The sequence below is a fragment of the Saliniramus fredricksonii genome (genome assembly GCF_900094735.1).
Classification (GTDB): Bacteria; Pseudomonadota; Alphaproteobacteria; order Rhizobiales; family Beijerinckiaceae; genus Saliniramus; species Saliniramus fredricksonii.
Map to the genome: position 1 here is coordinate 1,568,208 of NZ_FMBM01000002.1, position 13,741 is coordinate 1,581,948.

Consider the following 13,741-nt stretch of genomic DNA (forward strand, 5'->3'; position numbering starts at 1 on the left):
CTCAGGGCTGCCTTTCGATACGGGTGATCCCGCCCATATAGGGCGCGAGTGCTGACGGGACCGTGACGGAGCCGTCAGCGTTCTGATAATTCTCCATCACCGCGATCAGCGCGCGCCCGACGGCAACGCCGGAGCCGTTGAGCGTGTGCACGAAGTGCGGCTTGCCGTCGCGGCGGAAGCGCGCGCCCATGCGCCGTGCCTGGAAATCGCCGCAGACGGAGCAGGAGGAGATCTCGCGATAGGCCTGCTGGCCGGGCAGCCAGGCCTCGATATCGTAGGTCTTCTGCGCGGCAAAGCCCATATCGCCCGTGCACAAGGTCATGACGCGATAGGGAATGTCGAGCTTTTGCATCACCGCCTCGGCGCAGGCGAGCATGCGCTCGTGCTCGTCGCGCGATGTCTCCGGCGCGGTGATCGAGACGAGCTCGCATTTCCAGAACTGGTGCTGGCGCAGCATGCCGCGCGTATCGCGCCCCGCCGAGCCGGCTTCCGCCCGGAAGCACGGCGTCAGCGCGGTGAAGCGCAGGGGAAGCTCTTCTTCGGCGAGGATGGATTCGCGCACGAGATTGGTGAGCGGGACTTCGGCTGTGGGGATGAGGTATGAACCCTTAAGGCGTTGCTGGCTTAACTCTTTCTCACGCGGTATCAGCTGATCAAACGCATCTCGGAACTCGCCGAATTCATCCTTATATTGACCAAATGCATCAGTTAAATCTTGGAAAATCGGCCCCACCCAAGAGACATTGAGCCCCTTACTTTTTGCGTCCTGCATCCGCGCATTAAGCGAGCTATTGAATTTTTCTAAAATATCCATCGCCCTTTTGCGCTCGTTATTCTGAAGTATTTTTGGACCCAATTCCATTTGGAATTGTCGCCACTCCCGAATGACTTCAAAAAGATCCTCCGCAAATTTTGGAAGCTGCCCCGTACCGAACATGGCCTCGTCGCGCACGAGCAGCGGCGGGTTGACCTCGGTATAGCCGTGCTCGCCCGTATGCAGGTCGATCATGAACTGGCCGAGCGCGCGTTCCAGCCGTGCGATCTGGCCCTTGGTCACGACGAAGCGCGAGCCGGAGAGCTTGGCGGCCGTTTCGAAATCCATCAGGCCCATGGCCTCGCCGAGCTCGAAATGCTGCGCCGCCTCGCCCTCGCGCGGCGTGCCATAGTGGCTTCTCTCGACATTCTCCGCCTCGTCCGCGCCATCGGGCGTCTCGTCGGCGGGCAGATTGGGCAGGGCTGCGAGCGCGTCGTGAATCTCGCGCTCGACGCGGCGCTGGTCGGCCTCGAGCGCCGGAGCACGCTCCTTGAGCGCGGAGACCTCCGCCATCAGTTCCTGCGCGCGCGCCTCGTCCTTCGCCGCCTTGGCCTTGCCGATCTCCCTGGAGCGCGCATTGCGCGTCTCCTGGAGCGTCTGCAATTCGCCGATGATGCGCCGGCGCTCGTCATCGAGGGCAACAAGCCCGGCGGCGGTACCGGCGAAGCTCTTGTCGCGGCGCATCAGCGCCTGATCGAATCCATCGGGGTTTTCGCGGATCGCGCGGATATCGTGCATGGCTCATCGACTCGGCGCCGGGACTGACCTCGCCGGATCGACGCAAGGGCTACGTCAGATCTCGGCGTCGCGCGCGGCCTCGGCTTCCGCCCGCTTCTTCTCGACCATCCTGACGGAGAAGATGCTTGCCTCGTAAAGAAGCAGCGTCGGTATCGCAAGGGCGAACTGGCTGATCACGTCCGGCGGCGTGAAGAAGGCGGCCACGATAAAGACCAGCACCACCGCATATTTGCGCTTCGCCCTGAGATAATCCGAATCGATCAGCCCGGCGCGGGCGAGCAAGGTCAGGATCACCGGCAGCTGGAAGCAGATGCCGAAGGCGAAGATCAGCATCATGATCAGCGAAAGATATTCCCCCACCTTGGGCAGGAATTCGATCATCGGCTGCCCCTCGGTGGCGAGCTGCTGCATACCGACGGAAAAAAGCATCAGGAGCGGCATGGCCACAAAATAGACCACGCAGGCGCCGAGCGCGAATAGCAGCGGCGTCGCCACGAGATAGGGGATGAAGGCGTTGCGCTCGTTTTTATAGAGCCCCGGCGCGATGAATTTGTAGATCTGCATCGCGACATAGGGAAAAGCGAGGAAGGCGGCGCCGAAGAAGGCGACCTGCAGCTGGGTGAAGAAATATTCCAGCCCGTGCGTGTAGATCATCCGCGCCTCTTCCGGCGTGGCGAGCGCCTGCACATAGGGCTGGACGAGGATGTTGTAGATCGTGCGCGCGAAGGTGAAGCAGAGGACGAACATCACCACGAAGGCGATCATCGCCCGGATCAGGCGCTGACGCAGCTCGATGAGATGTTCGATGAGAGGCGCGCGGGACGCTTCGATCTCGTCCTCGTCCACATGCGTCGTCACGTCTTGCTCTCTTCCCTGGCGGTCGCTTTGGCGGTGGATTTGGCTGGGCCGGATTTGGAGGCCGTTGATTTTGTAGCAGAAGGCTTGTCGGAAGCGCGCTTCGCAGGAGATGGTTTCGCAGAGGCTGGCTTGGAGGCAGCCGGCTTGGAGGCAGTCGACTTGGAGGCCCCCGACTTGGAGGCCCCCGACTTGGAGGCACCCGACTTGGCTGGCGCACCCTGTCCCGTTGCGGCAGATGCGCCGGGTTGCGCTTCCGTTGTACTCGCTGCCGCCGTCGCCGCGCCCGCATCGGCGGCTTTCGTCCCGCTTCCGTCGATCGCGCCCTTGACCTGATCGCGCACCCCGGCGACCTCGTCGCGAACGGATTTGGCCGGATTCAGCGCCCGGGTCGTCTGCTTGTTGAGATTATCGAGATCCTTGCGGACATGGTCGAGATCGGCCTCGCGCAGAGCCTCGTTGAACTGTCCCTGAAAATCGGAAGCCAGCCGCCGGACCTTGCCGATCATGCGCCCGATCGTGCGCAGCGTACCGGGCAGCTCTTTCGGGCCGATCACGATCAGCGCGATCGCCCCGATCAGCAGAATCTCCATCCAGCTGAAATTCAACATGCTCCGCCGCCTCACAGCCTGCGCGGCGAATCACCGGCATGCCGGGCATGCCGCATCTCACCGCACTCTCGCGTCACCGCATCCGTTAAGCCGGCCTCAGCCCGCCTTCTTCTGCGCGACCTTGCTGTCCCTGGTCTCGGCGGTCGCCGTATTCTGATGCTCGATGGCCTTGGGGGGATCTTTTTTCTCCTCCTCAGCCTCGGCAGCGGCGATTTCATCCTCGCTCATGCCCTTCTTGAAGGCCTTGATGCCCTTCGCCACGTCGCCCATCATTTCCGAAATCTTGCCGCGCCCGAAGAGCAGGACGAGCAGCACGCCGACGATGATGATTTGCCAAATACTCGGGCTCATAACCAACCTCCCAGGACGCCCTCGGGCGTTCAACCAAACCTCGTTACATACAAACCTATTGGCGCGACGAGGCGAAAACAAGGAATTCCCGCCAATATAATCGCGACTCGGCGCCCGGCCAAACAGCGACGCAGGTCATCGCACCCGATGTCAATCCCGCGCCAGTCGGTCGCGATGGGCGCAGTGCCGTGTGAAACCGGCAGAAACCCCGATCCACCCACTGCCTGACGCCTTAACGCGACGCGCTCAATCGTCACGATGGACCCGCTCGTTGCGCTCGTGAGCCTCCTGCGCCTCCAGCGACAGGGTGGCGATCGGCCGCGCTTCCAGTCGCTTGAGAGAAATCGGTTCGCCGGTCTCCTCGCAATAGCCGTAGCTGCCATCCTCGATCCGCGCCAGAGCGGCATCGATCTTGGCGATCAGCTTGCGCTGGCGATCACGGGCGCGTAACTCGATCGCGCGATCCGTTTCGGATGAAGCGCGATCAGCAATGTCGGGATGATTCTCGTTCTCGTTCTGCAGCGTGGTCAACGTCACCGCCGCTTCCCGGATGATGTCCTGCTTCCATTGGATGAGCTTGCGCCGGAAATACTCGCGCTGGCGCTCGTTCATGAACGGTTCGTCCTCACTCGGACGATAGGACGTTTCGATAACCGTGTTCGTCATCGTGATCCTTTGTCGTTCGCCCTTGCGGCGCCTGCGCGCCGTCGGCTGCCCCCTCGGCTTGCGTGCCTTATAGCGAAGCGTCCCGCCTTGCACAATCGCGAAGACGCCCCGCCGCGCCAGATAGGATCATGCGAAGACGAAAGAAGCATGAAAATGATCTTTCATGCCTTTTCCCAACAGCTTGTACATCGTGGCTGAGCGATGGCGAGCCTTGCCGTTCAGAGAATCACCCGGGCATGTCACTTGGGCAAAGCATTTTGCGATCCGGCGAAGCACCGCCTCTGCCAATCATGCTGCGCGACTTGTAGCAGGGGGCAGGACCAGCCGGTGCGACAACCAACTGTTTCGGCTTCGACCTGCAAGCCGTTCATTGATGCCAAGCGAAACAATGCGTGAATATCAATATCGAGACCCGCGCATTCCTATCCGGCACACGCGTCCCAACGACAAAAACAGGCTGGAAACAGGCCATGCTGCAAAGTGGCGCAATCTGAAATTCATCATGCATTAACCTTAATAAAACAGTCTTTGATTGTGTGAGAATCGATCAAAGAAGACACCATGCCGTTTCGTCTGCCCCATATCCGCAAGGCCTGGTTCGCTGCGGCCCTGCTCTGCGCGGCGCCCTATACAGCCCAGCAACCGGCACAGAATTCCCTCGTGCCTTTCGCGCCGGCCGGTGCACACGCTGCTGAGGAAAGCCTGCAGCTTGAATACGAGAACCGGTTTTACAGCTGGCGCCAATTGGCGGCCCAGGAGCGCGGACATCAGTGGACATCGCTTCTGACGACCCAGTACCGCCATGACGGATGCGGTCATGTTCGAATATGCCAACCGGGTCGGTTTCATTCGCTCCGAGCGCAGCACGCCCTGGCGCCCCGGTCGCGCGCAAGGGCCCACTGATGCCACCTTCAACGCGACACTTACATTCGCCACGGCGCAAGGGACGCTGTTCCCGTTCCTGACAGCTTCGGCCAACCTGCCCGTCGGACGATCGACACTGTTTGGACGCGAGAAGAACGCCATCATGGATGGTGATCTTGTGGGTCATACGCGCCTTGGTGAAGGCCTGAACACGCAGATCGGCGGCGGTGTCACATGGCATGCCGACGACCGCTGGTCGCTGACGACAGCGGCGACCTACAAGTTTTCAGGCCCCTATGTGCCGGACGGCAACTTCCCCTTCCGCTTTCAATCCGGTGACGAGATCGTCGCTTCGACGGACCTTGCTTATGAGGCAGACACCGGTCGCGCGAGCATCGGCTTCCGCTTTGGCAGCCAGACGAGTTCGCTTATCGAAGGCTTCGAGTACTTCCGTCCCGGCGACGGCTGGACGGTTTTCGGTACGGCCGCCCGCGCCTTTGGCGAGGGGCAGCAGGTCGAGGCCCAATGGTCGGTGACGCGCCAGAGGCGCAACCATTTTTTCGATCCGTTCACCGGGAACTTCGAACGCGAAGAGGCGCGCTCCGCCGGTGATATCCTGCAACTCAGCCTGAACTGGTCACAGGCCCGCAGCTGGGGCCGTTGGGGCCTTGCTGGCTCGGTGCTTCGGCGCACGGCCAATGACTACGATCCGAAGAGCGATCTCTTCATCCCCGCCCGCACCCGATGGATGGTGGGGCCCCATCTGACCCTCGCCAACGATTCCGGCGCAACGCTCACGGCCAGAGCGCAAGCGATGCACCTCAACGAAGACCGGGTGTTTCTGACGGGCCAGACGAGACGCTTCATCGGAGCCCAGTTCACCCTCTCCGCCAACCTCGAATTCTGACCTGAACTGACCGGACTCACCTGCGCAGAAAGCCACGACGATGCCAGTGAAACGCCTGCCCGCCTCCGCGCCCCGTCTCCGGAACCGAGGCATACTGACCCCGCTTGCAAGGTCGCGTCCGTCAAGCTGGTGTAATTTTCTGGATGGCCTGAGGTCATGATCAGGCGGCTTTTGTGGTTATGCTGAGGATGGGATCGATCTCCTCCTTGTCGATCTGTGCGAATGCCTCGACCATCATGTAGCGGCTTGATGTCTGCCATTCGTCATTCTGCTCGAAGAGCACGGCGCCGATCAAACGCATGATGGATGCTTCATTGGGGAAGATCCCGACGACGTCGGCGCGTCGCTTGACCTCCTTGTTCAGACGTTCAATTGGGTTCGTGCTGTGCAGTTTGGTGCGATGCTGGCGCGGGAATGACATGTAGGCCAGCACGTCGTGCTCGCTGGCATCCATGAGATCGGCCAGTTTTGGCCAGCGCGGGCGCAGTTGCTCTGCGACCTTGCGCCAGGTTTCGCCGGCATGGGTGCGGTCGGGTTGATCGAAGGCCTGTCGGATGGCAGCGGCGACGACAGTATGCTGACCACGCGAGACATGGGCCAGGGCGTTGCGCATCCAGTGGACGCGACAGCGTTGCCAGGTTGCTTCGAAGACCCGGGCGATGGCGGCTTTGAGGCCTGTATGCGCGTCGCTGATGACCAGTCTGACGCCCCCCAGGCCGCGAACGCGCAGGGATCGAAGGAACTCGGTCCAGAATGTCTCGGCCTCGGACGGGCCGATACCGAGGCCGATGATCTCACGGCGTCCCTCGGTGTTGGCGGCCACGGCGATTATTGCGGCGACTGGTACGATCCGTCCGCCCTGGCGCACCTTCAGATAGGTGGCGTCGAGCCAGAGATAGGGCCATTCGCCGGTGAGCGGGCGGTTCAGGAACTCGCCGACACGTTCGTCGATGTCCTTGCACAGCTTCGACACCGTGCTCTTCGAAATGCCGCTCAGCCCCATGGCCTGCACCAGCTCATCGACGCGACGGGTCGAGACACCACTGATCCACGCCTCCTGGATGACGGCCACCAGCGCCTGTTCCGAGGTCTTGCGCGCTTCGAGAAAGCCCGGGAAGTAACTGCCTTGACGCAGCTTGGGAACCCGCAGGTTCAGCGTGCCCAGACGGGTATCGAGAGCGCGCTCTCGATACCCGTTACGCCACGTCGTGCGTTCGCCGCTGCGCTCGTGCTTGCCAGCGCCGATCAGGCCTTCGACATCCGCCTCCATGATCAGCTGCAGGACGGCCTCGGCAACGCTGCGCAGAAAGTCTCCCTGATCGTGCTTGGCCAGAAGTTCGGACAGGTCCATGTTCGTCTTGGTCATCGGGGTCTCCATGTGGTCCGGGGTTGAAGTCAGCAAACTCCACCTCGACCATACACCTCGATGGCCACCCAGGATCACACCGTTGACGGCACTGAAATTACACCAGCTCCTTGGACGCTACCCGCTTGCAATCCTGATGATCATGGCCGGGACGGCACTCGTTCCGGCAACGGGCCAGGCACAGGGTATCGCGCCGAGACAATCCGATCGCGCTGTATTGAATATGCAGGAAGCGGCGACGGTGGCCTTGAAGTATCTGGAATTTGCCGAGGCTGCATACTCGCCCGGTGAAAAGCGTTCTATCAGTGGCTTCAGATTTCATCAATCACTTGGGGATTTTTTAGTAGAAAACAGTGATAGTCCGAACGAAATCAATAATATTGTTGAGACTTCTGGCTTCAAGGGAGCAATTTACAAAGACATAGAAGGCAATTACATGATATCTTTTGCTGGTTCAGATAATTTTCAAGATCTGGATGCAGCAGCAACACAATTAATAGTTCCTATTTCGCAGCAATACAGACTAGCTAAATTGGTTGGAAGAACGGTCAAACAGAAAAACATGAAAGCAACATTCGTGGGCCACTCACTTGGAGGGGGGTTAGCGCAGGAAGCTTCTTACCAATCAAATCGTCGCGGAATTGGCTTTAACACATTAGGCTCGAATTTCGTTCAGGCGAATCTTCGAGGAAATACAGGTCATAATTTTATTAGTTTCAATGTTGGATTTGATTTTGCTGTAATGTTGGGAAGCCAGCAGGGCACTGAGTACATTCTGCCAGGGAGCATAAACGCGAATCACAAAATAGATAGCCTGAAAGATACCTTAGATAATTTGGCGACGCGCAGTCAACCAGGCAGAACAGTAACCAACTGGGCGAGAGTAAATACAGCCAGGGGAAATGCTTACTCTGTCGTTACAAGCAATATATCAACAGTGGGAAATGGCAATACGAGCCATAACCCTCCAACTCCAAGAAATTCTGATACCCTTGCAAACGATCTGTTCGTCACTCAAGATGCAGTCCAAGCTGAGAGCCAATTCAGGTTGGTCGAGGGCGACGAGGCGATCAATCTACAACAACACGGCAATTCAATCGGCAGCCTGCGGTCACCGGCCAATACAAGGATTTATACGGTCAACAATGCAGGTCGTAGACAGACAATCGTGGAAAAAGATTTTGTCATGGCTGCAGGGGTGAACCGGTTTTATCTTACTGGCTTTGGAAGCTTCATAACAACTGAATATCCTGAATTTGTTGGCACTCAGTATAATGATCGCGGAATGATATCACTCCATACACTAGGCGGGCAGGCTTATCCGCTGAGAGAAACTGTGAACCGAAGTAATTTTATTCCAGTCCAGAACTTACCGGCGCCACTGCTGAAAGCATGGGAACAAGCCAGCGGTTCTGGCGGCGCAACACCTTTCAAGTCACTTCAATCTCGATCAGCACTCCCTTTCCTCGCTCGCCCATCTGTGCGTGTCGCGCCCGGCGGAACGGTGACCCTTCGGATGCAGGTCCTGAATGTTGGCGATACGCTCTTTCCCAGCGCAATCGCCGTCACCAATCTCAGCGCGGAATAAGCCGAGCCCATCAGCCGGAAATAAACTGCGCCTGGGATGAACTCCGCCTGGCATGCCCCGTAGAGAATCACCCGCCGCGTGCTCCGCCCATCGCGAAACCCACGCAGGAATTTCCAGTTGAGCAACCGGCGGCATCTGACGCGGAATATATGGTGGGCGGTGACGGGCTCGAACCGCCGACCCTCTCGGTGTAAACGAGATGCTCTACCAACTGAGCTAACCGCCCTGCCCGCTTCAGCGGGAACGCAAACCGGGCGACCGCAGAACCGCAGGCCGCTCCAGTGGCAAGGGCCGCAACGCCTGAAATCCGACAGTGATGCGGCCTTTCTGCACGCTCGACCCGACCGGGCCACCCCCGGCCGGTCCCGACAGGCATGGATCATCTGATCCATGCCGCCGATATCGGATTACTTGTTGACGGCATCCTTGAGGCCGGCACCCGCCTTGAACTTCGGCGTCTTGCTGGCCGGAACCTGAACCTTTTCACCGGTGCGCGGGTTGCGCGCTTCACCAGCGGCACGGTGGGCCACCGCGAAGGTGCCGAATCCGACGATCTTCACTTCGTCGCCCTTGGACAGGGCTTCCTGAATGGTGTCGAGAGCAGCGTCCAGAGCTTCGCCGGTCTGCGCCTTGGACAGGCCGGTCTTCTCGGACATGGCGGTGACGAGCTCACCTTTGTTCATCGCATCTTCCTCCAACTGGATCTGCCGACCGGAAGCCTTGTCCAGACGGCATTTCGATGCCTTCGGTGATACCGCAACGAGGCGTGATCGCAAGTCGAAATCCGGATTTCGGGCCGGAAAATCGGGGGATGGCGGGATAGTGTCGCAATCAGGCACCGTCAGCGTCGGAAAGTTGCACCGCAAAAGAGAACGCGCTGCGGACGATTCGTCCACAGCGCGCCCGCAACGCTTCCATCAGGGCAGCCGACGCAGCTCAGTGCGCAACCATGCCCGGATTGTCATCATCGACCACGGTCGAGACCTTCTCTGCCTGCGTCGCTTCATCCCAGGTGATCGACTCGGGCATCCGCACCAGCGCATGCTCCAGCACCTGCTCCATCCGCGATACGGGGACGATCTCCAGCCCGGCCTTGATGTTGGCCGGCACGTCCGCGAGATCCTTCACGTTCTCCTCCGGGATCAGCACCTTCTTGATGCCGCCGCGCAGTGCGGCCAGGAGCTTCTCCTTGAGGCCGCCGATGGGGAGCACGCGCCCACGCAGCGTCACTTCGCCGGTCATGGCGATATCGCGCCGCACGGCAATGCTGGTGAGGATCGACACGATCGCCGTCGCCATGGCGATACCCGCAGACGGCCCGTCCTTGGGCGTGGCGCCCTCCGGCACGTGCACGTGGATATCACGCTTGTCGAAGGAAGGCGGCTCGATGCCGAAATCGATGGCCCGCGAGCGGACATAGGAGGCCGCGGCGGAAATCGATTCCTTCATCACGTCACGCAGATTGCCAGTGACGGTCATCTTGCCCTTGCCGGGCATCATCACGCCCTCGATCGTCAGCAACTCGCCGCCGACCTCGGTCCAGGCGAGCCCGGTGACGACGCCGACCATGTCCTCCGCCTCGACCTCGCCGAAACGATATTTCGGCGCGCCCAGATAATCGGACAGGTTGGATTCGGTGACGACGACCTTCTCGATCTTCTCCGTGAGGATCTGCTTGACGGCCTTGCGCACCAGGTTCGAAAGCTCGCGCTCGAGATTGCGCACCCCCGCTTCGCGCGTATAGCGCCGGATCAGCAGCAGCAGCCCGCTATCATCAATCGCCCATTCCTCGGCCTTGAGGCCATGCTTCTTGATGGCCTGCGGGATCAGGTGACGGCGCGCGATTTCCTGCTTCTCGTCCTCGGTATAACCCGCGATGCGGATCGTCTCCATGCGGTCGAGCAACGGCGCCGGAATGTTGAGCGTGTTGGCCGTGGTGACGAACATCACGTTCGACAGATCGTATTCTACCTCCAGATAGTGATCGGCGAAGGTGGAATTCTGCTCGGGATCAAGCACTTCCAGCAGTGCCGAAGAAGGATCACCACGGAAGTCCTGGCCCATCTTGTCGATCTCGTCGAGCAGGATGAGGGGATTGATCGTCTTCGCCTTGCGCATGGACTGGATGATCTTGCCGGGCAGCGAGCCGATATAGGTACGCCGGTGGCCGCGAATCTCGGCCTCGTCACGCACGCCGCCCAGCGACATGCGCACGAATTCACGCCCCGTCGCACGCGCGATCGACTTGCCGAGCGAGGTCTTGCCCACGCCGGGCGGGCCGACGAGGCAGAGAATCGGCCCGGTCAGCTTGTTGGCGCGCTGCTGCACGGCAAGATACTCGACGATGCGCTCCTTGACCTTGTCGAGACCGAAATGATCGGTATCGAGCACGTTCTGCGCCGCATTGAGATCCTTCTTCACCTTGGAGCGCTTGCCCCAGGGGATGCCCAGCATCCAGTCGAGATAATTGCGCACGACCGTGGCCTCGGCCGACATCGGCGACATCTGGCGCAGCTTCTTCAATTCGGCCGTCGCCTTTTCGCGGGCCTCCTTGGACAGCTTCGTCTTGTTGATGCGCTCTTCGAGCTCCCCGAGCTCGTCGCGACCGTCCTCGTCGCCGAGTTCCTTCTGAATGGCCTTCATCTGCTCATTCAGATAATACTCGCGCTGCGTCTTCTCCATCTGGCGCTTGACGCGGGTGCGGATCCGCTTCTCGACCTGCAGAACGGAGATCTCGCTCTCCATCTGGCCCAGAACGCGCTCAAGGCGCTCGGCCACGGTGGCAAGCTCCAGGATCTCCTGCTTCTCCGACACCTTCACCGCGAGATGCGAGGCAACGGTATCGGCAAGCTTGGCCGGATCCTCGATCTGCGACACGGCGGCCACGACTTCCGGGGAGACCTTCTTGTTGAGCTTGACATAGCCCTCGAACTCATTGAGCACCGAGCGCGCCAGCGCTTCGGCCTCGATCCGGTCTCCCACCTCGTTGGGCAGGGCCGTGATCCGGGCCTCATAATATTCCTCGTTGGGCACATATTCATCAATGCGCGCACGCCCTGCCCCCTCGACGAGCACCTTCACGGTGCCGTCGGGAAGCTTGAGAAGCTGCAACACGCTGGCGATGGTTCCGACCTTGTAGATGCCGTCGGCCGCTGGGTCATCTTCCGTCGCGTTGATCTGTGTGGCGAGAACGATGTGCTGATCGTTCTTGACCACCTCCTCAAGCGCGCGGATCGACTTTTCCCGACCGACGAAGAGCGGCACGATCATGTGGGGAAACACCACGATGTCGCGCAGGGGAAGAACCGCGTAGACGCCCTCGGTGCCGGGCTCGATCGGAGTGCGGTTTTTCGACTGTGTCATTAAACGACGTCCTTTAGCCTTTTGAACGTCCAGCCGTTTCCACGGAATGTGCTATCGCGCTGGACGGGCTCTCGCGGAGAGATCGCTGGAGAGCCTGCAGTTCGCCACCTTCTTCGAAGCATGGCGAACGGGATACTCGATAAGTGGCGTCCGTATCCGGATATTTCAACCGTTGGCCGATCCGCGAAACGCAGCCAGTCGCCTTCCAGGCAGCGTGTCGTTACGCGCTCGCCGTCTGGGAAGACTCGTTGCCGCGATCGGCATGGATGATCAGCGGGCCGGCATTGCCTTCAACCGTCTCCGGACTGATCACCACCTGTTCGACCGATTCCATGCCTGGCAGATCGTACATCGTATCGAGCAGGATCGTCTCGAGGATAGACCGCAGCCCGCGCGCACCGGTCTTGCGTTCGATGGCCTTGCGGGCGATCAGGCTCAGCGCCTCGTCCTGGAATGTGAGCTGGACATCTTCCATTTCGAACAGCCGCTGATACTGCTTGACGAGCGCATTCTTCGGCTCGCTGAGGATCTGGATCAGCGCGGCCTCGTCAAGGTCCTCCAGAGTCGCAAGCACGGGCACACGACCCACGAATTCCGGGATCAGGCCGAATTTCAGCAGGTCTTCCGGCTCCACCTCGCGGAAGATTTCGCCCATACGGCGATCATCGGGGCCCGAGACCTGCGCTGCGAAGCCGATCGAGGTGCCCTTGCCGCGGCTCGAGATGATCTTGTCGAGACCCGCAAAGGCTCCGCCGCAGATGAAGAGGATGTTGGTGGTGTCCACCTGAAGGAATTCCTGCTGCGGATGCTTGCGCCCGCCCTGGGGCGGAACCGAGGCGACAGTGCCTTCCATCAGCTTGAGCAGGGCCTGCTGCACACCTTCACCCGAGACGTCCCGCGTGATCGACGGATTGTCGGACTTGCGGGAGATCTTGTCGATCTCGTCGATATAGACGATGCCGCGCTGGGCGCGCTCGACGTTGTAATCAGACGCCTGCAGGAGCTTGAGGATGATATTTTCCACATCCTCACCGACATAGCCCGCCTCGGTCAGCGTCGTCGCATCGGCCATGGTGAACGGCACGTCGAGGATGCGCGCCAGCGTCTGCGCGAGCAGCGTCTTGCCCGAACCGGTCGGACCGATCAGCAGGATATTCGACTTGGCCAGCTCGACCTCGGCATGCTTCTGCGCGTGAGCGAGGCGCTTGTAGTGATTGTGCACTGCGACAGAAAGCACCTTCTTGGCGTGATTCTGCCCGATCACGTAATCGTCGAGAACGTTGCGGATCTCCTTCGGTGTGGGCACCCCGTCCCGGGACTTGACCAGCGAGGTCTTGGATTCCTCACGGATGATATCCATGCACAGCTCGACACATTCATCGCAGATGAAAACCGTGGGACCCGCGATCAGCTTGCGCACTTCGTGCTGGCTCTTGCCGCAGAACGAGCAATACAGCGTGCTCTTCGAATCGTTTCCGCCAGCCTTGCTCATACTATCTCTCCAATTTCCGGCGCCGATCCGCAACGACGACCGGCTATCTCACCATATATGCGCCGGACTAACAAAATGTAGCCCTAAAGGCAGAACCACGGATGGTGGTGTTTGAATCGCCGAATT

Annotated in this window: 11 protein-coding genes and 1 tRNA gene; 2 read left to right on the top strand and 10 right to left on the bottom strand. The window is 60.1% G+C overall.

The annotated features are described in order from the left end of the window. Nucleotide 1: 1 nt before the first annotated feature. The 5 genes from serS to dksA all read right to left on the bottom strand — a co-directional run bounded on the left by serS (nt 2) and on the right by dksA (nt 4,035). Nucleotides 2-1,552 (bottom strand): serine--tRNA ligase, encoded by a 1,551-nt coding sequence (gene serS, locus GA0071312_RS13765; protein ID WP_074445433.1) that lies wholly within the window; start codon nt 1,550-1,552, stop codon nt 2-4. 54 nt (nt 1,553-1,606) lie between these two features. After that, nucleotides 1,607-2,410 carry a twin-arginine translocase subunit TatC gene (gene tatC, locus GA0071312_RS13770; RefSeq protein WP_074445434.1) on the bottom strand — a complete coding sequence of 268 codons (804 nt, stop codon included), beginning with the start codon at nt 2,408-2,410 and terminating at the stop codon, nt 1,607-1,609. Then, complete coding sequence (gene tatB, locus GA0071312_RS13775; RefSeq protein ID WP_074445435.1) at nt 2,407-3,018, bottom strand: Sec-independent protein translocase protein TatB; 612 nt, start codon at nt 3,016-3,018, stop codon at nt 2,407-2,409. Before tatB ends, tatC begins: the two co-directional genes overlap by 4 nt. Before the next feature lie 96 nt (nt 3,019-3,114). Then, nucleotides 3,115-3,369, bottom strand: coding sequence for a twin-arginine translocase TatA/TatE family subunit (locus GA0071312_RS13780; RefSeq protein ID WP_074445436.1), 255 nt, complete (start codon nt 3,367-3,369; stop codon nt 3,115-3,117). A 246-nt stretch (nt 3,370-3,615) separates the two neighbouring features. After that, the gene (gene dksA, locus GA0071312_RS13785) at nt 3,616-4,035 is read right to left on the bottom strand and encodes an RNA polymerase-binding protein DksA (RefSeq protein ID WP_074445437.1); all 420 of its coding nucleotides are present in this window, start codon (nt 4,033-4,035) and stop codon (nt 3,616-3,618) included. A gap of 817 nt (nt 4,036-4,852) precedes the next feature. Between dksA and GA0071312_RS13790 the strand changes: the two genes are divergently transcribed. Beyond that, nucleotides 4,853-5,806 carry a hypothetical protein gene (locus GA0071312_RS13790; protein ID WP_131817815.1) on the top strand — a complete coding sequence of 318 codons (954 nt, stop codon included), beginning with the start codon at nt 4,853-4,855 and terminating at the stop codon, nt 5,804-5,806. Nucleotides 5,807-5,966: 160 nt separating this feature from the next. Here the strand turns inward: GA0071312_RS13790 and GA0071312_RS13795 are convergent, their stop codons facing one another. Next, the gene (locus tag GA0071312_RS13795) at nt 5,967-7,172 is read right to left on the bottom strand and encodes an IS256 family transposase (protein WP_074444054.1); all 1,206 of its coding nucleotides are present in this window, start codon (nt 7,170-7,172) and stop codon (nt 5,967-5,969) included. An 82-nt stretch (nt 7,173-7,254) separates the two neighbouring features. Between GA0071312_RS13795 and GA0071312_RS19715 the strand changes: the two genes are divergently transcribed. Next, nucleotides 7,255-8,760, top strand: coding sequence for a Tle-like phospholipase domain-containing protein (locus GA0071312_RS19715; protein ID WP_131817816.1), 1,506 nt, complete (start codon nt 7,255-7,257; stop codon nt 8,758-8,760). A 150-nt stretch (nt 8,761-8,910) separates the two neighbouring features. On the opposite strand, the gene GA0071312_RS13800 is transcribed toward GA0071312_RS19715, so the two are convergent. From GA0071312_RS13800 to clpX, 4 genes are all read right to left on the bottom strand, one after another. After that, nucleotides 8,911-8,986, bottom strand: a tRNA-Val gene (locus GA0071312_RS13800). A 181-nt stretch (nt 8,987-9,167) separates the two neighbouring features. Beyond that, the gene (locus tag GA0071312_RS13805; RefSeq protein ID WP_074446193.1) at nt 9,168-9,443 is read right to left on the bottom strand and encodes an HU family DNA-binding protein; all 276 of its coding nucleotides are present in this window, start codon (nt 9,441-9,443) and stop codon (nt 9,168-9,170) included. 253 nt (nt 9,444-9,696) lie between these two features. Beyond that, the gene (gene lon, locus GA0071312_RS13810; protein WP_074445439.1) at nt 9,697-12,123 is read right to left on the bottom strand and encodes an endopeptidase La; all 2,427 of its coding nucleotides are present in this window, start codon (nt 12,121-12,123) and stop codon (nt 9,697-9,699) included. 220 nt (nt 12,124-12,343) lie between these two features. Then, entirely contained in the window at nt 12,344-13,615 is a 1,272-nt protein-coding gene (gene clpX / locus GA0071312_RS13815; protein ID WP_074445440.1) for an ATP-dependent Clp protease ATP-binding subunit ClpX, read from the bottom strand. Nucleotides 13,616-13,741: the final 126 nt, after the last annotated feature.